Annotated in this window: 20 protein-coding genes; 6 read left to right on the top strand and 14 right to left on the bottom strand. The window is 71.9% G+C overall.

What is annotated here, in order from left to right; translation table 11 throughout:
* Nucleotides 1-56 precede the first annotated feature (56 nt).
* From ABJI51_RS07380 to ABJI51_RS07370, 3 genes are read left to right on the top strand one after another with little or no spacing between them, the layout of a single operon-like run.
* Nucleotides 57-899 (top strand): DUF4097 family beta strand repeat-containing protein, encoded by an 843-nt coding sequence (locus ABJI51_RS07380; RefSeq protein WP_348948537.1) that lies wholly within the window; start codon nucleotides 57-59, stop codon nucleotides 897-899.
* 27 nt (nucleotides 900-926) lie between these two features.
* A complete protein-coding gene (locus tag ABJI51_RS07375; RefSeq protein WP_348948536.1) occupies nucleotides 927-1,883 on the top strand; it encodes an ATP-binding cassette domain-containing protein in 957 nt (318 codons plus the stop codon).
* Complete coding sequence (locus ABJI51_RS07370; protein WP_348948535.1) at nucleotides 1,883-2,686, top strand: ABC transporter permease; 804 nt, start codon at nucleotides 1,883-1,885, stop codon at nucleotides 2,684-2,686. The genes ABJI51_RS07375 and ABJI51_RS07370 overlap by 1 nt, the downstream gene beginning before the upstream one ends.
* 1 nt (nucleotide 2,687) lies before the next feature.
* Here the strand turns inward: ABJI51_RS07370 and map are convergent, their stop codons facing one another.
* From map to ABJI51_RS07345, 5 genes are all read right to left on the bottom strand, one after another.
* On the bottom strand, nucleotides 2,688-3,545 hold the full coding sequence (map, locus tag ABJI51_RS07365; protein WP_348948533.1) for a type I methionyl aminopeptidase: 858 nt from the start codon (nucleotides 3,543-3,545) through the stop codon (nucleotides 2,688-2,690).
* Nucleotides 3,546-3,569: 24 nt separating this feature from the next.
* On the bottom strand, nucleotides 3,570-5,363 hold the full coding sequence (locus ABJI51_RS07360; protein WP_348948531.1) for a penicillin-binding transpeptidase domain-containing protein: 1,794 nt from the start codon (nucleotides 5,361-5,363) through the stop codon (nucleotides 3,570-3,572).
* A gap of 61 nt (nucleotides 5,364-5,424) precedes the next feature.
* Nucleotides 5,425-6,279, bottom strand: coding sequence for a GNAT family N-acetyltransferase (locus ABJI51_RS07355; protein WP_348948529.1), 855 nt, complete (start codon nucleotides 6,277-6,279; stop codon nucleotides 5,425-5,427).
* Nucleotides 6,280-6,361: 82 nt separating this feature from the next.
* Complete coding sequence (locus tag ABJI51_RS07350; protein ID WP_348948527.1) at nucleotides 6,362-6,754, bottom strand: VOC family protein; 393 nt, start codon at nucleotides 6,752-6,754, stop codon at nucleotides 6,362-6,364.
* A complete protein-coding gene (locus ABJI51_RS07345) occupies nucleotides 6,751-7,557 on the bottom strand; it encodes a helix-turn-helix domain-containing protein (RefSeq protein ID WP_348948525.1) in 807 nt (268 codons plus the stop codon). The genes ABJI51_RS07350 and ABJI51_RS07345 overlap by 4 nt, the downstream gene beginning before the upstream one ends.
* An 80-nt stretch (nucleotides 7,558-7,637) precedes the next feature.
* Between ABJI51_RS07345 and ABJI51_RS07340 the strand changes: the two genes are divergently transcribed.
* Complete coding sequence (locus tag ABJI51_RS07340) at nucleotides 7,638-7,892, top strand: hypothetical protein (protein ID WP_072480890.1); 255 nt, start codon at nucleotides 7,638-7,640, stop codon at nucleotides 7,890-7,892.
* A gap of 65 nt (nucleotides 7,893-7,957) precedes the next feature.
* Here ABJI51_RS07340 and ispG read toward each other — a convergent pair whose 3' ends face one another.
* The 3 genes from ispG to dxr form a co-directional block, all read right to left on the bottom strand.
* A complete protein-coding gene (gene ispG, locus ABJI51_RS07335) occupies nucleotides 7,958-9,109 on the bottom strand; it encodes a flavodoxin-dependent (E)-4-hydroxy-3-methylbut-2-enyl-diphosphate synthase (RefSeq protein ID WP_348948524.1) in 1,152 nt (383 codons plus the stop codon).
* A 118-nt stretch (nucleotides 9,110-9,227) separates the two neighbouring features.
* Nucleotides 9,228-10,442, bottom strand: a complete 1,215-nt coding sequence (locus tag ABJI51_RS07330) for a M50 family metallopeptidase (RefSeq protein ID WP_348948522.1) — start codon at nucleotides 10,440-10,442, stop codon at nucleotides 9,228-9,230.
* Between the two features lie 3 nt (nucleotides 10,443-10,445).
* Entirely contained in the window at nucleotides 10,446-11,648 is a 1,203-nt protein-coding gene (dxr, locus tag ABJI51_RS07325; protein WP_348948520.1) for a 1-deoxy-D-xylulose-5-phosphate reductoisomerase, read from the bottom strand.
* A gap of 223 nt (nucleotides 11,649-11,871) precedes the next feature.
* Between dxr and ABJI51_RS07320 the strand changes: the two genes are divergently transcribed.
* Together ABJI51_RS07320 and ABJI51_RS07315 are read left to right on the top strand one after the other, a co-directional pair.
* Entirely contained in the window at nucleotides 11,872-12,129 is a 258-nt protein-coding gene (locus ABJI51_RS07320) for a DUF2631 domain-containing protein (protein WP_091306924.1), read from the top strand.
* Nucleotides 12,130-12,154: 25 nt separating this feature from the next.
* Nucleotides 12,155-12,814, top strand: a complete 660-nt coding sequence (locus ABJI51_RS07315) for a peptidylprolyl isomerase (RefSeq protein WP_348948519.1) — start codon at nucleotides 12,155-12,157, stop codon at nucleotides 12,812-12,814.
* 1 nt (nucleotide 12,815) lies between these two features.
* Here the strand turns inward: ABJI51_RS07315 and ABJI51_RS07310 are convergent, their stop codons facing one another.
* The 6 genes from ABJI51_RS07310 to ABJI51_RS07285 form a co-directional block, all read right to left on the bottom strand.
* Nucleotides 12,816-13,265, bottom strand: a complete 450-nt coding sequence (locus ABJI51_RS07310; protein WP_348948517.1) for a hypothetical protein — start codon at nucleotides 13,263-13,265, stop codon at nucleotides 12,816-12,818.
* A gap of 136 nt (nucleotides 13,266-13,401) precedes the next feature.
* Nucleotides 13,402-13,734: a hypothetical protein gene (locus ABJI51_RS07305; RefSeq protein WP_348948515.1), complete on the bottom strand. Its 333-nt coding sequence runs from the start codon at nucleotides 13,732-13,734 to the stop codon at nucleotides 13,402-13,404.
* 257 nt (nucleotides 13,735-13,991) lie between these two features.
* On the bottom strand, nucleotides 13,992-15,755 hold the full coding sequence (locus tag ABJI51_RS07300; protein ID WP_348948513.1) for an MFS transporter: 1,764 nt from the start codon (nucleotides 15,753-15,755) through the stop codon (nucleotides 13,992-13,994).
* A gap of 388 nt (nucleotides 15,756-16,143) precedes the next feature.
* Nucleotides 16,144-17,589 (bottom strand): MocR-like pyridoxine biosynthesis transcription factor PdxR, encoded by a 1,446-nt coding sequence (gene pdxR / locus ABJI51_RS07295; RefSeq protein ID WP_348948512.1) that lies wholly within the window; start codon nucleotides 17,587-17,589, stop codon nucleotides 16,144-16,146.
* On the bottom strand, nucleotides 17,550-20,825 hold the full coding sequence (locus ABJI51_RS07290) for a tetratricopeptide repeat protein (protein WP_348948511.1): 3,276 nt from the start codon (nucleotides 20,823-20,825) through the stop codon (nucleotides 17,550-17,552). The genes pdxR and ABJI51_RS07290 overlap by 40 nt, the downstream gene beginning before the upstream one ends.
* 240 nt (nucleotides 20,826-21,065) lie before the next feature.
* A complete protein-coding gene (locus ABJI51_RS07285; RefSeq protein ID WP_348948509.1) occupies nucleotides 21,066-21,794 on the bottom strand; it encodes an alpha/beta fold hydrolase in 729 nt (242 codons plus the stop codon).
* Nucleotides 21,795-21,841 lie beyond the last annotated feature (47 nt).

Here is a 21,841-nt window from a genome sequence, read left to right as displayed (position 1 = left end):
CCTTCACGTCTCCGACCTGCGGAGACGCCATCCGAGCACCCCAGGAGGGCGCAGCCATGCCCGTTTTCCCGACCCCCGAGCCGATCACCGCCGCGATCGACGTCAGCGTCGCCGACGTCCGGATCGTCGCCGGGGACCGCGCCGAAACCACCGTCGAGGTCGCGCCGGCCGACCCGGCCGACACCGAGGACGTCAAGGCCGCCGCCCGCACCCGCGTCGAGTTCTCCGACGGCGAGCTGCTGGTCAAGGGCCCGAAGTACACGACGAAGCTGTTCGGCAAGGGCGGCGCACTGCATGTCACGGTCGAGCTGCCTGCCGGCTCGCGGATCCGGGCCACCGCCGCGATGGGCGACTTCCACATCGGGGGCCGCATCGGCGACAGCCGCATCAAGACGTCGGTCGGCAACATCCACCTCGACGAGGCCGCCCGGCTCGAAGCGAACACCGCCACCGGTGACGTCTTCGCCGAACGCGCCACCGGCCACGCCGAGATCGGCACCGGCTCCGGCGACCTGCGGATCCGCGAGATCGACGGCACCGCCGTGCTGAAGAACTCCAACGGCGAGACCCGCGTCGGCGAGGTGACCGGCGATCTGCGCGTGAACACCGCCAACGGCGACATCCTCGTCGACCGGGCGCACGCCGGCGTGCACGCCAAGACCGCGGCCGGCGACATCCGGCTCGGCGAGGTCATCCGCGACCGGGTCGTCCTCGAGACGGCCGTCGGCGAGATCGAGGTCGGCATCCGCGAAGGCAGTGCCGCCTGGCTCGAGCTCAACTCCCTCACCGGTTCGGTGCGCAACACGCTCACGCCGTCCGACGGGCCGGGCGGCACCACCGAGACGGTCGAGGTCAAAGCCCACACCTACACCGGCGACATCGTCATCCGCCGGGCCTGAAACTCCACACGGAAAAGGGGAAATCCGATGCCGGACGCCATCGTGGCCGAAGGGCTCGTCAAGAAATACGGGAGCGTCACCGCGCTCGACGGGATGGACCTGCGTGTCCCGGAAGGCACCGTGCTCGGGGTGCTCGGGCCGAACGGGGCCGGGAAGACCACCACGGTCCAGATCCTCACGACGCTGCAGAAGCCGGATGCGGGCCGCGCGACGGTCGCCGGGTTCGACGTCGTGCGGGACGCGCACGAGCTGCGGTCGCACATCGGCGCGTCGGGCCAGTACGCCGCCGTCGACCAGGAGCTGACCGGGGCGGAGAACCTCGAGATGGTCGGGCGGCTGTACCACCTGGGCACCAGGCGGGCCAAGGCCCGCGGCCGGGAACTGCTGGCCCGGTTCAGCCTGGAGGAGGCCGCCGACCGCCCGGTGAAGGGCTACTCCGGCGGCATGCGGCGCCGGCTCGACCTGGCCGGTGCGCTCGTGGCCAACCCGCCGGTGCTGTTCCTCGACGAGCCCACGACCGGGCTCGACCCGCGGGCCCGCACCGAGCTGTGGGACGTCATCACCGAGCTGGTCAAGGGCGGCACGACGCTGCTGCTGACCACGCAGTACCTGGAGGAGGCCGACCGGCTGGCCGACAGCATCGCCGTCGTCGATCACGGGCGCGTGATCGCCCGCGGCACCGCCGACGAGCTGAAGGACCTGGTCGGCGGGGAGCGGATCGAGCTGACCGTCGGCACGCACGCCGACGTCGGTGTCGCCCAGCGGGCACTGGCCCGGCTGGCCAGCGGCGAGCCGCAGGCCGAGGCGTTCCGGCTCACCGTGCCCGTGACCCACGGCGCGAAAGCGCTTACCGAAGCGCTGGCGCTGCTCGCCGCGGAAGGCGTCGACGTCCGCGACGTTGGCGTCCGCCGTCCCACCCTCGACGACGTTTTCCTCACCCTCACCGGCCACGAGACGGCCGAGCCCGCGAAGGAGGCCGTGTGATGAACGCGGTGCAGATGGCCGTGAACGACGGCGTGACCGTCGCCAAGCGCAACTCGATCAAGATCGTCCGGTCGCTGGACCTGCTCGGGTCCATCGTGTTCATGCCGGTGATGTTCGTGCTGCTGTTCGGCTACGTGTTCGGCAGCGTGATCGACATTCCCGGGATGTCCTACCGCGAGTTCATGCTGCCGGGGATCTTCACCCTCGCGGTGGCGATGGGCAGCATCGTCACCGGGTACGGGCTCACCGACGACCTGCAGAAGGGCATCATCGACCGGTTCCGCTCGCTGCCGATGTCCCCCGCCGCGGTGCTCATCGGCCGCACCACGGCGGATCTGATCCTCAACGTGACCAGCCTGCTCATCATGGGCCTCGTCGGCCTGCTGGTCGGCTGGCGCATCCACACCGGCGTCTTCGAGGCACTCGGCGGCGTGCTCCTGCTGCTCGCCTTCGCCTACGCGCTGTCGTGGGTGATGGGGACGCTCGGCCTGGCGGTGCGCAAGCCCGAGGTGTTCAACAACGTCTCCAGCGTGGCGATCTTCCCGCTCACGTTCCTGGCCAACACGTTCGTCGACAGCGCACGGCTGCCCACGCCGCTGCGGGTGATCGCCGACTGGAACCCGGTTTCGGCGATCACCCAGGCCGCGCGGGAGCTGTTCGGCAACACGAGCGCGGCGATGCCGGTGCACGACGTCTGGCCGATGCAGCACGCCGTGCTCGCCTCGGTGCTGTGGATCGCGCTGCTGCTGGTGATCTTCGTGCCGCTGTCGGTGCGCTGCTACAAGAAGGCCACCAGCCACTGACTCAGGGCAGCGTGAGGATCTCGCTGCCGTCGGCCGTCACCACGAGGGTGTGCTCGAACTGGGCCGTCCACTTCTTGTCCTTCGTGGTGACGGTCCAGTCGTCGTCCCAGATGTCGTAGTCGATGGTGCCCAGGGTGATCATCGGCTCGATCGTGAAGGTCATGCCCTCCTCGATGATCGTGTCGACGGAGGGCTCTTCGTAGTGCAGGACCGTCGGCGGCGTGTGGAACGCCGGGCCGACGCCGTGGCCGGTGAAGTCGCGGACCACGCCATAGCCGAAGCGCTTGGCGTAGGACTCGATGACCCGGCCGATGACGTTCAGCTGCCGGCCGGGGCGGACCGCCTTGATCGCCCGCATCGTCGCCTCGCGGGTGCGCTCCACCAGCAGGCGGGCCTCCTCCGAGACGTCGCCTGCCAGGAAGGTCGCGTTCGTGTCGCCGTGGACGCCGCCGATGTAGGCGGTGACGTCGATGTTGCAGATGTCGCCGTCCTCGATCACCGTCGAGTCCGGGATGCCGTGGCAGATGACCTCGTTCAGCGAGGTGCAGCACGACTTCGGGAAGCGGCGGTAGCCCAGCGTCGAGGGGTAGGCGTGGTGGTCGAGCAGGAACTCGTGGATCACCTTGTCGATGTCGTCCGTGGTGGCGCCCGGCTTGACCGCCTTGCCGCCCTCCTCCAGCGCCTGGGCCGCGATCTTCCCGGCCACGCGCATCTTCTCGATCACCTCGGGCGTGCGCACGCCGTTGCCGGTGTCCCGTTTCGGTGCCGGCTTGTCCACGTACTCGGGACGGGCGATGGAGCTGGGGACGGCGCGGCGCGGCGTCTGGACGCCGGGAACGAGCGGGGCACGAACGGACATGCCCCCCACCTTACGACGGCGTCCTCAGCCGAGCCCCGCCAGGAACCGGTGCGCGGCCTGCACCGCCGGTTTCGACGACCCGGCCTCGGTCAGCAGCACCGCGAACGCCAGGTCGCCGCGGTAGCCGACGAACCAGCCGTGCGCGCGGGAGCCGTCGCCGAACTGGGCGGTGCCGGTCTTGCCCGCGACGTCGGGAATGTCGCGCAGGCCGGTCGCGGTGCCCGCCGTGACGACCTCGCGCATCATCCCGCGCAGGGCGTCGAGGACCTCCGGCGACGGCGGGTCGCCGACGTTCTTCGTGGTCGCCGGCATGCCCTTGACGATCGACGGCGTCGGCACCTTCCCGGCCTGCACGGTGGCCGCGGCCAGCGCCATGCCGAACGGGCTGACCACCACCGTGCCCTGGCCGAAGCCGTTTTCCGCGCGCTGGACGGCGGAGTCGCTGGCCGGGACGTCGCCGGTGACCGTGGTCAGGCCCGGGACCACGAAGTCGGCGCCGATGCCGAAGGAGCGGGCGGTGTCGGTGAGCGCGGAACCCGGGAGGCCGGCGGCGAGCCGGGCAAAGGTCGTGTTGCAGGACCGCGCGAACGCCGTCTTCAGCGGCACGCGCCCGAGGTCGAACCGGCCTTCGTTCGGCACGACGCGGTTCTCGACGGTCGTGGTGCCGGGGCAGTCGACCGGGCTGCCGGCGTCGACGTCGCCGCCCGCCATGGCCGCCGCCGCGGTGATGATCTTGAACGTCGAGCCGGGCGGGTAGCGGCCGGACAACGCGAGCGAGCCTTCTTCGTCGGCGGCGTCGTTCTGCGCCACGGCCAGGACGTCGCCGGTCGACGGCTGGATCGCGACCAGCGCGGCGGAGGAGGGCTCGGTGGCGAGGGCCTTCTCGGCGGCGGCCTGGATCCGGGAGCTGAGTGTGCTGGTCACCGCGGGCGCCGGGCGCGGCGGCTCGGCCTTCAGCTCGGAGACCTCGCCGCCGGTGACGTCGCGGGTGACGATCCGCCAGCCCGCCGCGCCGGCCAGCTGCTGCTCGACCAGCGCGCGGATGCCCGGCAGCACCTGCCTGCCGGAGCCGCGGGTCACCGGCAGCAACCGTTCCTGGCTGGCGAACCGGACACCGGGCAGGTCGTAGATCACCGGCTTGACCCGCTGGTAGTCCCCGGCGCGCAGGGTGATCACGGGATAGGCGTCGCCGGGCTTGGTCTTGTTCATCCCGTCCAGCACCGCGCGGCCGGTGACCGACGGCTCGTAGCGGTGCAGTGCCTTGGCGAGCGTCCCGGCCACCGAGCTGCGGTCGCCGGCCTTCTCCGGGTCGACGACCACGCCGATGACCGTCTGCGGGCGCAGCAGCGGCACGCCGTCGCGGTCGAGCACCGGCGCGGTCTCGGGCAGCTGGGGCAGCACGCCGAGGGTCTGGCCGACGGCCAGCTGCGGGTGCACGACCGTCGGCTGCCAGTGCACCTGCCAGCCGTTCTCGGCCGCGCGCAGCTGGGCGTCGGCGCGGTAGGACCAGGTGCGATCGTGCGGCAGGTGCCAGGTCAGCCGGTAGCCGGCCGTGACGACGTCGCCGTCCGGCTGCTTGACCTCCTCCTCGTCGATGTCGACCGACTCCGGGTCGAGCACCCCGCGGACCTGCGTCAGGACGGTCTTCGCGGCTTCGGGCGAGTCGGTGTTCGCCGCCGCGGCGGCGACGTCCCCGGACGCGAGGGCGTCGAGGAAGGCGGAGAGGGCGTCCTCGGGACCGTCGCCCGAGCACCCGGCCGTGGTCGCGGCGGCGAGCAGCAGCACCGCGAGCGCACTGCGACGTCGACGTGCACTCATGGCCGGATGATGCCTGGTCACGGCGGTGCCGCGGCCACGCAACACCGTCACGGAAGAGTGGTTAGAACAGCACTGTCGCGTACTGGCCGACCTGCTTGAAGCCGATCTTGCGGTAGGCGGCGAGGGCCGGGGTGTTGAAGGCGTTGACGTAGAGGCTCGCCGTGCGGCCCAGCCCGCGGACGAGGCGGTTCACGACCGCGGCCGTGCCGGCGGTGCCGAGCCCGTCGCCGCGGCGGTCCGGGTGCACCCAGACCCCCTGGATCTGCCCGACGCTCGCCGACATCGCGCCGATCTCGGCCTTGAACACGACCTCGCCGTTTTCGAAGCGGGCGAAGGCGCGCCCGGCCCCGATCAGCTCGGTGACGCGGGCGCGGTAGCTGGCGCCGCCGTCCCCGCTGCGCGGGTCGACGCCGACCTCCTCGATGAACATCGCGACGGCCGCGGGCAGGTACCGCTCCAGCTCGTCCGGCCGCACCGGGCGGACCAGCGGGTCGGCGGGGATCAGCGGCAGCGTGTCCAGGGCCATGAGCGGCTGGTCGTCGCGGATCTCGCGGGCGGGACCCCACTCGTCCTCCAGCTCGGCCCACAGCCCGAGCACCTGCTCGGCCGGGCCGACCAGCGACGAGCACGTGCGCTGACGGCGCAGCGCGCGGTCGGCGAAGGACCGCAGGGCGGGAGCGTTGCCGCGTAGGGGGATGAGGTTGGGCCCGGAAAAGCACAGCCCTTGGAGCCGTCCGGCCCGGACCGGACGGCTGTCGGCAGCCCAGAGTTCGCCGCCGAGCCGCCACGGGTCGAGACCGGCAGCCTCGACCCGGGCGCTGACCATGCAGCTGCCCACCGGGTCGGCGGCGAGCGCGGCACGGACCGCCGGATAGTCCCGATCATCGAGCAGCCGTGCACCTGCAAGCCGCAACACGGCCTCCAGGGTGCCAGATTCCGCGGGTAAACGGAACGCGAGCCCGTCGACACGGTGAGATGGCGGCCAGGACGTGATCCGGTCAGGGGGCGCCGCGGTAGGTGCCGATCGTCCAGGAGTTGCCCTCGGGGTCGCGGAGGCTGAAGGTGTGCGAGCCGTAGTCGGTGTCCGTCAGCTCCGCCGTGACCTCCGCACCCGCGGACTTCACGCGCTCGTGGATCTCGTCCACCTTGTCCGACACCACGTACACCGCGGACGCGCCCGGCTTCATCGCGTCGTGGACGCCGTCCGGCCCGCGGACGCTGCCCAGCATCACCGCGCCGCCCTCCGGCCAGCGCAGCTCCGCGTGCGCGATCAGGTCGCCCTCGGGCACCACCAGGGCTTCGGTGAAGCCCAGGACGTCGACGAGGAAGCGGATCGCCGCCGGGGCGTCGTCGTACCGCAGGGCAGGCCACACGTTCGGTTCAGGAGTCATGCCGGCGAGTCTGGCCCGGCCGCCACCTCCTGGTCTTGGAGGAACGGGAGCTCCTCGGCCATCCACCGCCCCGGCGTGCAGCCCGCCAGCGCCCGCCACTCGTTGGTCAGGTGCGCCTGGTCGTAGAAGCCGCACTCCACCGCCAGCGCCGCCAGGTCGGTGTGACCGCGGCGCAGCAGCCGCGTCGCCCGCTCGAACCGCAGCACCCGCGCCGCCTGCTTCGGCGCCAGCCCCAGCTCCGCGCGGAACCGCTCGCCCAGGTGACGGCGGCTCCAGCCGACCTCCCGCGCGAGGTCGGCGACGCGCACCCGCCCGTCGGCGCCGCGCAGCAGGCGCCACGCCCGTCCCAGCTCGGGTGGCGGCGCCACCGGCTCGACGGCCCGGGCCGCGAGGACGTCGTCCAGCAGCGCGAACCGGTCGTCCCAGCCCGGCAGCTCGCGCAGCCTGTCCGGCAGCGAACCGAGCCCGAATTCGGCGAGGCTCACCACCTCGCCGCTCAGCTCGGCCGCGGTGACGCCGAACAGCGTGCGCACGCCCAGCGGGTCGAGCTCCAGCTGCAGCCCCTCCTGCACGCGGTCCTGCCGGATCAGCACCGCGCGCGTGTGCAGCCCGCCGACCAGCCCCGGCAGGCTGTGCCCGGCCATCCGCACCGGCCCGGCCAGGCTGATGACGAGCGTCACATGCCGTGAGGGCAGGCCGCGGTGCACGGCCAGCGTCACGTCGTCCTGCGCGTAGCCCACATAGCGCGTGACCAGCGGCCGCACCACGGGGTGCGGTGCGCGGACGGCCCAGGTCACGGTCACGAATGCCAGCGTAACCGTCACCACCGACAGTTCCGGGTCTGCTAACACGGGAGGCGTCCCCACCGTGGAAGGAACCCCGAATGACGATCCAGGAGCAGGCGCAGCAGCTGGAGCTGCTCGCCGACCAGGTGCCGACCGGCATCGCGCTCGCCACCAAGAGCGACCTCGAAGACCTGCAGGCCCAGGTGCTCGGCCTGCTCGGGGAGACGTCCACCGCGACCGCGATCCAGGGCGCCATCCAGCTGGCCGCCCAGCAGATCGACGAGGTGGCGGCCGCGCTGGAGAACGTCCGCCTGCAGATCCGCGACGCCGCCCAGCACCACCTGCAGGGCTGAAGACGCGCCGAAGCCCTCCTCACCGGATCCGGCGGATCCGGCGGGGAGGGCTTCGGCGGAGGAACTCAGCCCGCGGTGACGACGGGGCTGCCCTCCCCCATCGACTCGCCCGCCTCTTCGGCGATGCGCATGGCCTCTTCGATGAGCGTCTCGACGATCGCGTGCTCGGGCACGGTCTTGATGACCTCGCCCTTGACGAAGATCTGGCCCTTGCCGTTGCCCGACGCCACGCCGAGGTCGGCCTCGCGGGCCTCGCCCGGGCCGTTGACGACGCAGCCCATCACCGCGACGCGCAGCGGGATCTCCATGCCCTCCAGCCCGGCGGTGACCTGCTCGGCGAGCGTGTAGACGTCCACCTGCGCGCGCCCGCACGACGGGCAGGACACGATCTCCAGCTTGCGCGGCCGCAGGTTCAGCGACTGCAGGATCTGGATGCCGACCTTGACCTCTTCGACCGGCGGCGCGGACAGCGAGACGCGGATCGTGTCGCCGATGCCCTGGCGCAGCAGCGCGCCGAAGGCCACGGCCGACTTGATCGTGCCCTGGAACGCCGGCCCGGCCTCGGTGACGCCCAGATGCAGCGGGTAGTCGCACTGCTCGGCGAGGATCTCGTACGCCCGCACCATGACCACCGGGTCGTTGTGCTTCACGGAGATCTTGATGTCGTGGAAGTCGTGCTCGGCGAACAGCGACGCCTCCCACAGCGCCGACTCGGCCAGCGCCTCCGGCGTCGCCTTGCCGTACTTGTCCATGATCCGCTTGTCGAGCGAACCGGCGTTGACGCCGATCCGGATCGGCGTGCCGTGGTCCTTCGCCGCCTGGGCGATTTCCTTGACCTGGTCGTCGAACTTGCGGATGTTGCCGGGGTTGACGCGCACCGCCGCGCAGCCCGCCTCGATCGCCGCGAAGACGTACTTGGGCTGGAAGTGGATGTCGGCGATCACCGGGATCTGCGACTTCTTCGCGATCGCCGGCAGCGCCTCGGCGTCGTCGGCCGACGGGCACGCGACGCGCACGATGTCGCAGCCCGCCGCGGTCAGCTCGGCGATCTGCTGCAGGGTCGCGTTGACGTCGGAGGTGAGCGTCGTCGTCATCGACTGGACGGAGATCGGGAAGTCGCTGCCGACGCCGACCGAGCCCACCTGGAGCTGGCGGGTCTTGCGGCGCTCGGACAGGACGGGCGGGGGCAGGGCGGGCATACCGAGTGCGACGGTCACGGCTTCCAGGGTACCTACCCCGACCGGGCCACCTTCACCATGTCAACCGTCACGGTGAGCAGCATTACGGCCTGTGCGAGCCGCCACGGAGGGGCCGGAACCCCTCCGTGGCGGGGCGCTACTGCAGCCGGATCGGGTTGACGATGTCGGCCGTCACCGTGAGTAGGGTCACCGCGCCGCCGATGAGCACCAGCACCATCGTGATCCCGGACAGCTTCGTGTAGTCGACCGGACCGCCTGCCGCCTTGCCGCGCAGGCCGCGGATCCAGTCGCGGACGCGCTCGTACCAGACCACCGCGATGTGCCCGCCGTCGAGCGGGAGCAGCGGCAGCAGGTTGAACACGCCGATGAAGAAGTTCAGGCTGGCCAGCAGGAAGAAGAACAGCACCCAGACGCCCTGCTCGACGGCCTCGCCGCCGATCCGGCTCGCGCCGACGACGCTGACCGGGGTGTTCGGGTCGCGCTCACCGCCGAAGATCGCGCTGACCACCGCGGGGATGCGCTCGGGGAACTCGACCAGCCGCTGCGCGGTCTCGGCGAACATCGTGCCGGTGAAGCTGAACGTCGCGCCGACGGCGGCGACCGGGCCGTACTGCGTGGTCATGGCCGGGCGCTGCGGCGAGGCGCCGATCATGCCGACCTCCTTGACGCCGGCGCTGGTCCAGCGCTGCACCTTCGGCACGTCGACGGTGAGGTCGAGCGTCTGGCCGCCGCGCTGCACCCGGAAGGCCGTCGGGCCGCTGGTGGCCTGCACCGCGGCGAGCATCTCCGTCCAGGTCGCGACCGGCTTGCCGCCGACCGAGAGGACCTTGTCCCCCGCCCGCAGGCCGGCCGCCTCCGCGGGGCGGGGCGCACCCGGCGGGCAGCTGGTGTCCTGGGCCTGCGCCTCGGTCGTCGCCGGCCGCGCGCAGGACGTCGAGGCCAGCACCGGCGAGGTGTCGACGGGACCCAGGTTGGGCAGGCCCATGGTCACGGCCATCAGGTAGAGCACCACGAAGCCGAGGATGAAGTGGGTGATCGACCCGGCCGACATCACGACCGTGCGCTTCCAGGTCTTGAACCGCCACATCGCGCGCGGCGCCTCGTCCGGGGTGACCTCGTCGAGCGCGGTCATGCCGGCGATGTCGCAGAACCCGCCGAGCGGGATCCACTTGAGACCGTATTCGGTCTCGCCGCGGCGCCAGGAGAACACCGTGGGCCCGAAGCCCACGAAGTACCGGCGGACCTTCATGCCGAACGCCTTCGCGGTGAGCATGTGGCCGGCCTCGTGCAGTGCGACGGAGACGCAGATCCCCAGCGCGAAGAGCACCACACCGATGATGTAGGCGAGCACCCGCTACTTCCCCTCGATGATCGAACCGGCCCGGGCGCGAGCCCAGCGCTCGGCCGCGAGAACGTCCTCGACGTCGCGTGGTTCGCGACGCCATTCGTCGGCGGCTCCCACCACCTCGGAAACAGTGTCCACTATCGACGTGAAGCTGGTGTTCTGCGCGAGGAAAGCAGCCACCAGCTCCTCGTTGGCGGCGTTGTAGACCGCGGGCAGGCAGCCGCCGGCGGTGCCGCAGTGCCGGGCCAGCTCGACGGCCGGGAAGGCGTCGTCGTCGAGCGGCTCGAAGGTCCAGGTGGCGGCGGTGTCCCAGGTGCAGGCGGGCGCGGCGCCCGGGACCCGGTCGGGCCAGTGCAGCGCGAGCGCGATGGGCAGCCGCATGTCGGGCGGGCTGGCCTGGGCGATCGTCGAGCCGTCGGCGAAGGTCACCATCGAGTGCACGATCGACTGCGGGTGCACGGTGACGTCGATCTTTTCGGGCGCGATGCCGAAGAGGAGGGCGGCCTCGATCAGCTCCAGGCCCTTGTTGACCAGGGTGGCGGAGTTGATCGTGATGAGCGGGCCCATGGACCACGTCGGGTGCGCCATGGCCTGCTCGACGGTGACCCCGGCGAGTTCGGCGCGCTTGCGGCCGCGGAACGGGCCGCCGGAGGCGGTGAGCACGAGCCGGGCGACCTCGCTTTCCTTCCCGGCCCGCAACGCCTGCGCGATGGCGGAGTGCTCGGAGTCGACGGGCACGAGCTGCCCGGGCTTCGCGGCGGCGAGCACCAGCGGGCCCCCGGCGATGAGCGACTCCTTGTTGGCCAGGGCGAGGGTGGCGCCGGTGGCGAGCGCCCTGAGCGTCGGCTCGAGGCCGCGGGAGCCCGGGAGGGCGTTCAGGACGGTGTCGACGGGGACGGCGTCGATCAGTTCGGTGACGGCGTCGGAGCCGGCGAAGAGCCGCGGGAGCTTGAACTCGCCCTGGGCGTAGCCGCGCTTCTGGGCTTCGGCGTACAGCGCGAGCTGCACGTCTTCGGCGGCCGTGGCCTTGGTCACGGCGACGGCCTCGACGCCGTGGGCGAGCGCCTGCGCGGCCAGCGCGGCCGGATCGGCCCCGCCGGCGGCGATCCCGGCGACCCGGAAGAGGTGCGGGTTGCGCGCGGCGACGTCGAGGGCCTGCACGCCGATGGACCCGGTCGAGCCGAGCACGAGAACGCTTCGCGAGGTAGTCATCGCCGGTCATTGTCGCGCGGGGCGTCTCCGGGGCGCACCCGGAGGTCGGGGCGCGGTCGTCGCTGCGCGGGCGCACCCGGAGGTCGGGGCGCGGTCATCGCTGCGCGGAGTCCTGGAGGCGTGGGCCGAGCGCTGTCGTCACCACGCGGGGCGTGTCCGGGGCGCACCCGGAGGTGTGGGATCATCGGCGGGTCCGAGGTTCACGGGGTTTGAGGAGTTCATCGTGGCAGGCAAGGCGGTCGAGAAGAGGCGGCCCGAGGTCGACCCGCGCGACGAGCCGTCCGCGGCCTGGGGCTGGCACGGCTCGTTCCCGAAGGCCACCCGCATCGCCGGCTGGGTCAGCGCGATCATCCTGCTGGTGATGATCAAGGGCAACCACGAGAACAACACCGAGAACGTCTGGCTGGTCGGCCTGTCGGCGTTCCTGGTCCTGCTGCTCGTCCTCGACATCCGCAAGCAGCGCACGGCCTGGCGCAAGTAGTTCGTCATTCGCTAACGTCCCCGGCATGAAGCTGCGCTGGGGTCTGGCCGTGGTCGCTGTCCTGGGTTCGCTGCTGGTTCCCGCGGCCCCCGCCTCGGCCTCGGCGCCGGTGGTCCGGTGCACGTTCACGCCGACCCCGGACAACCCCGCGGCCCGGCCGGTGGTGCGCCCGCTGCCGTTCGCGTCGACTCGCGGGACGGTGGACGTGACGTTCCGGTTCAACTACGGACCCGTGACGGTGCGGCTGAACCGCGCCGGGGCGGCGCCCTGCGCGGTGCACAACATGGTTTCGCTGATCGCCCAGCGGTTCTACGACCGGTCGCAGTGCTGGCGGCTGACGAATTCCGCTCGTCTCGGCGTTCTGCAGTGCGGGGACATCTACGAGGTCGAGAAGGGCGGCCCGGGGTACCGGTTCGACGACGAGGTGACCGGGTCCGAGACGTATCCGCGCGGGACCGTCGCCATGGGGAACCAAGGGCCCGGGACGAACGGGTCGGAGTTCTTCATCGTGCACTCGTTCGCGAACATCTCGCCGAAGTATTCCGTGCTGGGGACGGTGGTCCGGGGGATGTCGGCATTGGACCGGATGGTTGCGGACGGGATCATCCCCACCGATCCGAACGGGCCGCTGGACGGGGCTCCCGCCAAGCCGGTGAAGATCCAGCGGGCATCAGTCAGCTGGTAGGTCACTCGTCCTCGGCGGTCGCCAGCCGCGAAAGACGCAGCAATCCACCAGGGTCGCGCTTTCCCGAGCGAGCCAGCATGAGAACCAGCCTCGCTGGATCAACCTGCCGGCTCGGCAGCCTGCGCGATTCATCGACAACTTCCCCGCCATATACGGTCGCCGCGGCAGCAACCACAATCAATGAAAGAAGCTCATCGAAAGACTCACCACGCCGACCCATCGCCGCCGAAAGCGTCCACCTTCCTGGAATCTCCGCCAACTCCGGCCCCATGATGTCCACCTGAGCAAACACCGAAACCCCCCAGGTAAGACGCCACAATTCACCAATCTTTTCAGGGACAACGATGCGATCGTCGACACCAAGGACCAACTTCATCAGCAATGATGAAGTGCGCGAAACCACAAGCACATCCGGCCGCGAAACGCACCAAGCTTCGTATTCAAGAGACATTTATCATCCTGGAAAAACGACCCATCCATTAGCTGTATTCACGTAAATTTGATCGATTGTACCTTGACGCGGCAGCCAGGCGAGGATGTTGTCGTGAGTCCAAAGGAAGTCGCCTGTGGCATCGACCGTGATGCGGTTACGTTGCGACGCCAGCGTAACTCCGGACCATCCGGTCGCGATCTTCTGGCTGATCCCCCCGTTCTCCCCAGCTTGTGGCCAGCCGTCGCTGGCGGATGACGTCGCCGTTGTCCAGGATCGAGTACATCCGACCATCGGGGCCGGCCAGCGTCCTGCCGCTCCACGTGTTCCCAATCGTCGTCCGACCTGTCCAGGAGGTGGCGCCGGTCTCGGGTTCGTTGTGGCGGTCGAGGTCGAGGTGAGTGTCCGGGAGGGTGTAGAACACGCCCGCGCCGGCCCGGCAGGTGATCGCGTCGGCCGCGGCGGCCACGTTCACACCGGTCGCGCTCACCGCACCAGTGAGCGCGACGGTGAAAGCGCAGCCGAAGACTGCAGATCTCCGGGCGGAGGATCTCAGGCGCATGGATTTCCCCTCATGTCAAAGAAGTGTCGAACAGCACAGATCGATCCGCCCAGAACTGCGTTGACGAGGTCGTTACCCGTTCTTTGACAGTTGCACCATTCGGCCTACTTCTTACGGCGGGAAACGGCACAAACGGCGACGGGCCGGGTGCCACCAACGTGGTGACGCCCGGCCCGACGTCCGGGTCAGCGCTCACGCGAAGGCGACACCAGTTCGCCCGGCCCGCCACCCGACTCGCCCGCGACCGCGGCCAGTTCCTCGCCCACCGATTCGACGCTGCGGGCGTCCTTCGTCAGCAGCGAGGCCACCGCGCCGATCACGCACACCACGATCGCGAAGCCGAACGCCACCGCCAGGCCCGACTGGAACGGGCCCGAGATCAGGTTAGGGAAGAAGCTGCGGCCCGTCAGGAAGGACGCCTGGTCGGGCGGCAACGCCGACAGCTGGCCGCCCAGGAGCTGCTGGATCGGGTTGTAGCCCAGGAATGCCGCGAACAGCACCGCCACCGCCGGCAGGTTCGCGATCTGGGATGCCGAGGCCGCCGGGACGCCGTGGGCGATCAGGCCCTGGCTCATCGTCGAGGGCAGGCTTGCCGACAGGCCCGCGATGATCAGGCTGAAGAAGAAGCCGATCGACAGGACCATCGCCGCGTTCTGGAACGTCGTCATCATGCCCGCGCCGGAGCCGCGGGCGTCCGCCGGGAGGCTGTTCATCACCTCCGCGCGGTTGGGGGAGGCGAACATGCCCATGCCGATTCCGTTGAGCAGCAGGATCGCCGCGAACGCCCAGTACGCGAAGTTCACCGGCAGCAGGATCAGCAGCAGGAACGTCACCGCCGTGATGAACAGGCCGCCCGAGGCCAGCAGGCGGCTGCCGATGCGGTCGGACAGCATGCCCGAGGCCGGCGCCGACACCAGGAAGCCGACCGTCATCGGGAGCATGTAGATGCCCGCCCACAGCGGGGTCTGCTCGAACGTGTAGCCGTGCTGCGGGAGCCAGATGCCCTGCAGCCAGATGATCAGGATGAACTGCAGGCCGCCGCGGCCGAGGGACGCCGTCAGGTTCGCGATGTTGCCCCACGTGAACGAGCGGATCCGGAACAGCGACAGGCGGAACAGCGGGTTGTCGACCTTCGACTCGATCACCACGAACGCGGCCAGCACGGCCAGGCCGCCGATCAGGCACGTCAGTACGAACGGGCTGCCCCAGCCGGTCGGGGACGAGCCGTACGGCTGGATGCCGTAGGTGATGCCGATCAGCACCGCGATGAGGCCCACCGCGAAGGTGATGTTGCCCCACCAGTCCATCTTCGCGTGCTTGCGGACGCCGGTGTCGTGCAGCTTCAGGTACGCCCAGACCGTGCCGATCACGCCGAACGGCACCGACACCAGGAAGATCAGGTTCCAGTCGACCGGGGCGAGCACCCCGCCGACGACCAGGCCGAGGAACGAGCCCGCGATGGCCGCCACGCCGTTCATGCCCAGCGCCAGCCCGCGCTGGTTGGCCGGGAAGGCGTCGGTGAGGATCGCCGAGGAGTTCGCCATCAGGAACGCGCCGCCGACGCCCTGCACGATCCGCCAGCCGATCAGCCACAACGCGGCCGCGTCGCCGTCGAACCACGTGATGGCCAGCATGATCGAGGAAACGGTGAAGACGGCGAAGCCGAGGTTGTACATTCTCGCGCGGCCGTACATGTCGCCGAGCCTGCCGAAACTCACCACCAGCACCGCGGTGACCACGAGGAAGCCCATGATCATCCACAGCAGGTAGCTGGTGTTGGCCGGTTCCAGGGGGTTGATGCCGATGCCCTTGAAGATGTCCGGCAGCGCGATCAGCACGATCGAGGAGTTGATCGTGGCGATCAGCATGCCCAGCGTCGTGTTGGACAGCGCGATCCACTTGTACCGCGGCCCCAGTTCCGCGGTCGAATACGTCCGGCGTTCAGCCACTGTGCAACCCTTCTGCTCGCCAGTCCCTTAGCAAGGCTAAGCAACTTGCTTGCGGATGGCAACCAATGTTCCGGATTGCTTCGGAGAGCGTGATCACAGTCGCTTGACTGTCCTTTGTGGAGTCTTTACTCCGGGGCCCGGGCTCAGGATTCCGGCGGCGACGGCGGCCAGCTCGGTCTCCCGGCGATCCGGACACCTGCCGGGTGGGCCGGGTGCGCTGAAGGGCACCTTCCTGTCATCCGGTGGCTTCAGGCCGGAGTGAACGCGCCGTTCGCGAGAGATCGGGCCTGTGGACAACCCGGCTGCGGGACGCCGGAATTGTCGGTGCCCGCTGGTAACGTTGAAATCGGGGGTCCCCCTCGCGGCCCGGGGGGCGGGAAAGGCCGGGTCAGCGCAGCAGTTTCCCCAGTACGGCGACCCCTTCGGCGATCTCCGTCGCCGTTCTCGCCGCGTAGCCCAGCACCAGGCCCGGGCGGCCCGGGAGCTGGCGGTGCCAGGACAGCGGCTGGACCTTCACGCCCTCCGCCAGTGCGGCCGCCGCCAGCTCCACGTCGTCGACCTCTCCGTCGAACGTGATCGTCAGGTGGAGGCCCGCCGCCGCTCCGTGGACCACCGCCGTCGGCACCCACGCCGACAGGGCGCGGATCATTGCGTCGCGACGGCGGCGATGCCTGGTCCGGACGACTCGGAGCTGGCGCTCCAGCTCGCCGTTCTCCATCAGGCGGGCCAGGACCAGCTGGGCCAGTACCGCGTTGCCGAGGTCGGCGAAGCGCTTGGCCGCCACCAGCTCGTCGCGGAACCGCGGTGGCGCCAGCAGCCAGCCGACGCGCAACGCCGGTGCCAGCAGCTTGGACACGCTGCCCATGTAACACACTTCCGGGAGCATCGAGCGCACCGCGGGCACTGGTGCGCGGTCGTAGCGGTGCTCCGCGTCGTAGTCGTCCTCCAGGACGATGCCGCCGCCCGCCACCCAGCGCATCAGGTCGCGGCGGCGCCCGCCGCCCAGGACCACGCCCGTCGGGAACTGGTGGGCCGGGGTCAGCAGCACCGCCGGTGCCCGCAGTGCAGCGATCTGCGCGCCGTCGTCGTCCACCGGGACCGGCGGCGTCGCCAGGCCGCAGTGGTGCAGGTGCTGGCGGGCACCCAGCGAACCCGGGTCCTCCACCGCGATCTCGGTGACGCCGTGCTGCCGCAGCACCTCCCCCAGCAGCGTCAGCGCCTGCGCGACCCCGGCCACCACGATGATCTCGCCCGGATCCACGCGGATCCCGCGGCTACGGGCCAGCCGGCGTGACACCGCCAGCCGCATCGCCGGCGCCCCGCGCGGGTCGCCGTAGCCGAACTGGGACGGCTCCAGCTCGGCGAGCACCGCGCGTTCGGCCCGCAGCCAGGCCGCGCGCGGGAACGCCGTCAGGTCCGGCACCCCCGGCGTCAGGTCGATCCGGGCCGGGGACGCGCGGATCTCGTCGAAGACCTCAAGCCCTGGTGCCCGGGTGATCACCGCCGACGACGGCCGGGCGGGCGCGGGCTCCGGCGCCGAGACGGGCGCCGCGACCACGACCGTGCCCGCCCGGCCGCGGCCTGCCGCGTGGCCGTCGTCGATCAGCCGCCGGTAGGCCTCGGTCACCACGCCCCGCGACACGCGCAGCTCGGCGGCCAGCACCCGGGACGCGGGCAGCCTGCCGCCGACCGGGAGCCTGCCGTCGGCGATCGCGGCGCGCAGCTGCCCGGCCAGCCAGTCCGCCCGTCCGCCCGGGGGCGCCGCACGGACGTCCAGCTGGAGGAAATCCGACCCTATGGCCCCCTCCGGCGGCGCTGCTTCGGCTCTGTCCATCGGGCCATTGTCGCAGCACGCCGGTCCCGGACGCGGGCCGCGCCGGGCGCGGACTCCCCGGCGTAGCAGGCCAGCGCGCGGTCCCAGTGCTCGCGCGCGGCCCCGGCGTCACCGAGTCCACTGTGGACCTCGCCGAGCCCGTAGTGGGCCCGGCCCTGTTCGGGGCCGCAGCCGGTTTCCTTGGCCACGGCCAGTGCTTCGCGGTGGTACCGCAGCGCGTCCGCGGGAGCGCCGCGGGCGGCGGCGAGCGCGCCCAGGCTGTTGAGCACACGGGATTCCACGCCCCGGTCGCCGCATTCGCGGGCCAGGCCCAGCGCTTCGCCGAGGTGCCGGGCCGCTTCCGCGAATCTCCCCTGTGCCAGCCGGACGTCGCCGAGGTGCTTGAGCGCGACGCTGCGGTTGGTCGGGCTTCCGGTTTCCCGCGCGATTTCCAGCGCCCGTTCGAGGTGTTCCGCGGCTTCGGCGTACCGCCCGCGCGCGTGCTCGACGTCGCCGAGGATGCCCAGCGCGTAGCCCTCGCTCACCCGCACGCCCATCGCGCGGAAGTGCGCCAGGCCTTCGGCCAGGCACTGCGCGGCCTCGTCGTGCCGTCCCTGCGCCGACAGCGCGTCGCCCAGGTTCACCAGCGCGTAGCCCTCGCTGGTGCGGTCGGCGGTTTCGCGAGCCAGCGCCAGCGCCTCCTGCAGGTACCCGGCCGCTTCGCGGTAGCGGCCGATGCCGCGGCAGGAGCAGCCGAGCACGACCAGGACCAGGCCCTCGCTCGTGCGGTCGCCGGATTTCCGGGCCACCGCAAGGGCTTCGGTCGAGTAGGCGATCGCCTCGGCGAACCGGCCCAGCGCCCGGCAGACCAGGCCGAGGGTGTTGAGGACGTGGATCCCGGTCCGGCGGTCGCCGGTCTCGCGGACGAGGACCAGCGCTTCTTCCAGGTACCGCAACGCTTCCCGCGACCGGCCAACGCGCCAGTGGCCCAGCGCGATCAGCGTCAGCGGCTCGGCCTCGGCCGCCCGGTCGCCCGCGTCGTGGGCCAGCGCCGACGCGTGCGTGTGCAGCACCAGCGCCTCTTCGTGGTAGCCGCCGACGTCGAGGTAGTGCCACAGGATCCCGGACAGCAGCCGCAGGTGGTCCGGCCAGCCGTGCCGGGCCGCGTGCGCGGCGACGGCCAGGAGGTTGCGGCGTTCGGCTTCCAGCCACGCCGACGCGTCGGCCACCTTGACCTCCGGCTCCGGCACGCGGGGACGCAGGTGGCGCTCCTGCGGGAGGACGACGTCCATCGCCTGCGCGGCCGAAGAGACGTAGAAGTCGAAGAGCCGCCGCTGCGCCGCGTGACTCTCGCCCGGGTCGGCGGCGGCCAGCTCGGCGGCGTAGACACGCAGCAGGTCGTGCAGCTGGACGCGGTCGCCGCCGGTCTGCTGGGCGAGGTGGACACGCACCAGCGCGCCGGTCAGCCGGTCCGCCTCCGGCAGCGGGACACCGGCGAGCGCGGCGATCGCGGCGGGCGTCAGGTCGCGGCCGGGATGCAGGCCGCAGAGCCGGAACACGCGCGCGGCGCCGGGCGCCAGATGGTGGTAGGACCACGAGAACACGGCACGGACGGCGGTCAGCGGGTCGCCGCCGCCGTCGAGCAGGTCCAGGCGCCGTCGTTCGTCGGCCAGCTCGGCCGCCAGCGCGGCCAGCCGCTCCCCCGGACGGCTCAGCGCCAGCTCGGCGACCAGCCGCAGCGCCAGCGGCAGCCGGGCCGCGTACCCGATCAACGCGCCGGTGGCATCGGGCTCGGCGTCGGCGCGCGGGCCGAGCAGCGTCCGCAGCAGGTCGCGGGCTTCGTCCTCGGTCAGCAGGTCGACGGCGATCCGGCGGGCGCCGTGCCGGGCGACCAGCCCCGGCAGCGCGTCCCGGCTGGTCACCAGCACCACGCAGGACGGCGAGCCGGGCAGCAGCGGGCGGACCTGCGCCACCGATCCCGCGTTGTCGAGCACCAGCAGCATCCGCCGTCCGGTGAGCGTGGTGCGGAACTTCGCGGCCCGCTCGTCCGGCTCGGCCGGGATGTCGGCCCCGGCGACGCCGAGGGCGCGCAGGAACCCCGACAGCGCGTCGCCCGGCTCCACCGGCCGGACCGTGCCGTAGCCGTGGAGGTCGAGGTAGAGCTGGCCGTCGGGGAACTCGCCCGCCGCACGCTGGGCCCAGCGCACCGCGAGCGCGGTCTTGCCGACGCCGCCGGTTCCGGACAGGACGGCGATGCGCGCGCCGGTGTCGCCGTCTTCGCGGCGCAGCAGGGCGTCCAGCCCGGCCAGCTGGGGGCCGCGGCCCCGGAAGCCGGAGACGTCCGCGGGCAGCTGGGCGGGCACCCGCGGCGGCGGTTCCGGGACGCCGAAGTCCTGCCGCAGCACCTGGCGGTGGGCCGCACGCAGCTCCGGCCCCGGTTCGATGCCCAGCTCCCCGGCCAGCCGGCGGCGCACCTCGGCGTAGGCGTCCAGCGCGGCGGCCTGGCGCCCGGACGCCGCGAGCGCCAGCATCAGCCGGGCGTGCGCCGACTCGTTGAGCGGCTCCTCCGCGGTCAGCTCGCGCAGCCGGACCGCCGCCTCCGCGGGCTCCGCGACCTCGGCGTAGGCCAGGACGGCCTGGGCGCGCTGCATCGCCAGCGCCAGCCGGGCGGGGTGCTGCCGGAGCCGTCCGAGGTCGGCGAGCGCGGGGCCCCGCCACAGGCCGAGGGCCTCCCGGTGGGCGTCGCGGGCCAGGAGCGCCTCGAACTCCAGCAGGTCGAGCCCGGTTTCGTCGACGCAGAGCCGGTAACCGCCCGGGTCGGTGACGATCGGCTCGGCGGGGCGCAGCGCCCGCCGCAGCCGCGCCACGTAGGTGTGGAGCAGCTCCAGGCACGACGGCGGCGGCTCGTCCCAGATGACGTCGACGAGGTCCTCGCGCCGGACGGTCCGGTTCGGCTGCAGGGCCAGCAACGCCAGCAGCAGGCGCTGCTTGCCTGCGCCGATCCCGACCGGCTCACCGCCGCGCGTCACCGTCAGCGGGCCGAGCACGCCGATCCGCACCGGCTCGGGCGGCGCTTCGGCCAGCGCGTCCCGCAGGCGGCGCTCGGTCTCCGGGCGGGGCCGCCGGACGCTGCCCAGCTCGGCGTTGCGCACCGCGCGCAGGCTCAGCCCGGCGCGGGCGGCGAGCTGGGCCTGGGTGAGCCCGGCGAGCACGCGCCGCTCGCGCAGCCATCCGGCGAACGACGGGCCTTCGTCCACAGGCGTCCTCCGCGGCCTCCCGGATCGAACGTACCCCTCCAGCATCGCCAAACGTGCCTCTCCGGCTGTACCACCGAACGGCCGGGATGTCCGTTTCCGCAGGTACCGAGGGTGACGTCGGGGCGGGAGCGCAGTACAGGCCTGCGTCCACCGCGGTTTCCTAGGCTTTCGGGTGTCCGGTGGTGGCGAGGGGTCGCGGAGGCAGCCGTCGCCTGGGGTACGACGGCTGCACCCGGACGTTCAGACGCCGAACCGCTTCAGCAGCGCCCGCACGGCGGCCGGGTCCTCGACGTGGGCGTTGTGCCCGAGGCCGGGGAGCGTGACCGCGTCCGGGTCGAGTGCGCGCAGCTGCTCCGGGCGGCTCATCGGATCGGTCTCCCCCGCCGCGAGCACGACCGGGCACTTCGCCGCGGCCAGCAGCGCGGGCATGTCGGGCGCGCCGACGCCGAACGCGGGCGGGTCCATCGCCAGCCGCCAGCCCGCCTCGGTCTCGCGCAGCCCGGCCGGGTCCGCGGGCGCGATCCCGAGCAGCCCGGAGACCTTCAGGTAGGCCTGCTCGGCGTCCTCCCGCGTCTCGAACACCCGCGGCGGCTTCGCCGCGAACGACGCGGCGCGGCCGAGGTCGTCCTGGCTCCACTCGACCTTCACCCCGATCGCCAGCACCCCGGCGACCTCGACGTCGTACCGGCCGGACGCCAGTTCCAGCGCGAGCACCCCGCCGAGCGAGTGCCCGGCGACGACCAGCGGCCCGGTGCCGGGCAGTGCCCGCGCGACCGCCGCGGTGAGGGTGGCGAAGCTGTAGTGCGGCAGCGGCGACGACAGGCCGTGGCCGGGCAGGTCGGGCACCAGGACGCGCCGCTCGAGCAGGGGCGAGAAGTGGGCCCACACGGCGCCGGTCGCGCCCAGGCCGTGCAGGAGGAGGACGGCCGGTTCGCCCTGGCCGCCGGTGCGCATGTTCAGCGAGTCCATCCCGGCAGCCTCCCTTATTGTCGGTGGGCCCGGCTAGGGTCGGTTTC

It is taken from the genome of Amycolatopsis melonis, from assembly GCF_040064235.1.
In the GTDB taxonomy this organism is placed as follows: Bacteria; Actinomycetota; Actinomycetes; order Mycobacteriales; family Pseudonocardiaceae; genus Amycolatopsis; species Amycolatopsis melonis.
Note: the sequence above shows the minus strand (reverse complement) of the source record. Positions and strands in the feature narration are given on the sequence as shown.

Bases quoted from the DNA above. Each gene is read 5' to 3' on its own strand.
- ABJI51_RS07340 (WP_072480890.1), top strand. From the start codon at position 7,638: ATGACGATCCAGGAGCAGGCGCAGCAGCTGGAGCTGCTCGCCGACCAG.
- ABJI51_RS07310 (WP_348948517.1), bottom strand. From the start codon at position 13,265: ATGTCTCTTGAATACGAAGCTTGGTGCGTTTCGCGGCCGGATGTGCTT.
- dxr (WP_348948520.1), bottom strand. From the start codon at position 11,648: ATGACTACCTCGCGAAGCGTTCTCGTGCTCGGCTCGACCGGGTCCATC.
- ABJI51_RS07380 (WP_348948537.1), top strand. From the start codon at position 57: ATGCCCGTTTTCCCGACCCCCGAGCCGATCACCGCCGCGATCGACGTC.
- ABJI51_RS07375 (WP_348948536.1), top strand. From the start codon at position 927: ATGCCGGACGCCATCGTGGCCGAAGGGCTCGTCAAGAAATACGGGAGC.
- ABJI51_RS07360 (WP_348948531.1), bottom strand. From the start codon at position 5,363: ATGAGTGCACGTCGACGTCGCAGTGCGCTCGCGGTGCTGCTGCTCGCC.
- pdxR (WP_348948512.1), bottom strand. From the start codon at position 17,589: ATGGACAGAGCCGAAGCAGCGCCGCCGGAGGGGGCCATAGGGTCGGAT.
- ABJI51_RS07370 (WP_348948535.1), top strand. From the start codon at position 1,883: ATGAACGCGGTGCAGATGGCCGTGAACGACGGCGTGACCGTCGCCAAG.
- ABJI51_RS07285 (WP_348948509.1), bottom strand. From the start codon at position 21,794: ATGGACTCGCTGAACATGCGCACCGGCGGCCAGGGCGAACCGGCCGTC.
- map (WP_348948533.1), bottom strand. From the start codon at position 3,545: ATGTCCGTTCGTGCCCCGCTCGTTCCCGGCGTCCAGACGCCGCGCCGC.
- ABJI51_RS07315 (WP_348948519.1), top strand. From the start codon at position 12,155: ATGAAGCTGCGCTGGGGTCTGGCCGTGGTCGCTGTCCTGGGTTCGCTG.
- ABJI51_RS07350 (WP_348948527.1), bottom strand. From the start codon at position 6,754: ATGACTCCTGAACCGAACGTGTGGCCTGCCCTGCGGTACGACGACGCC.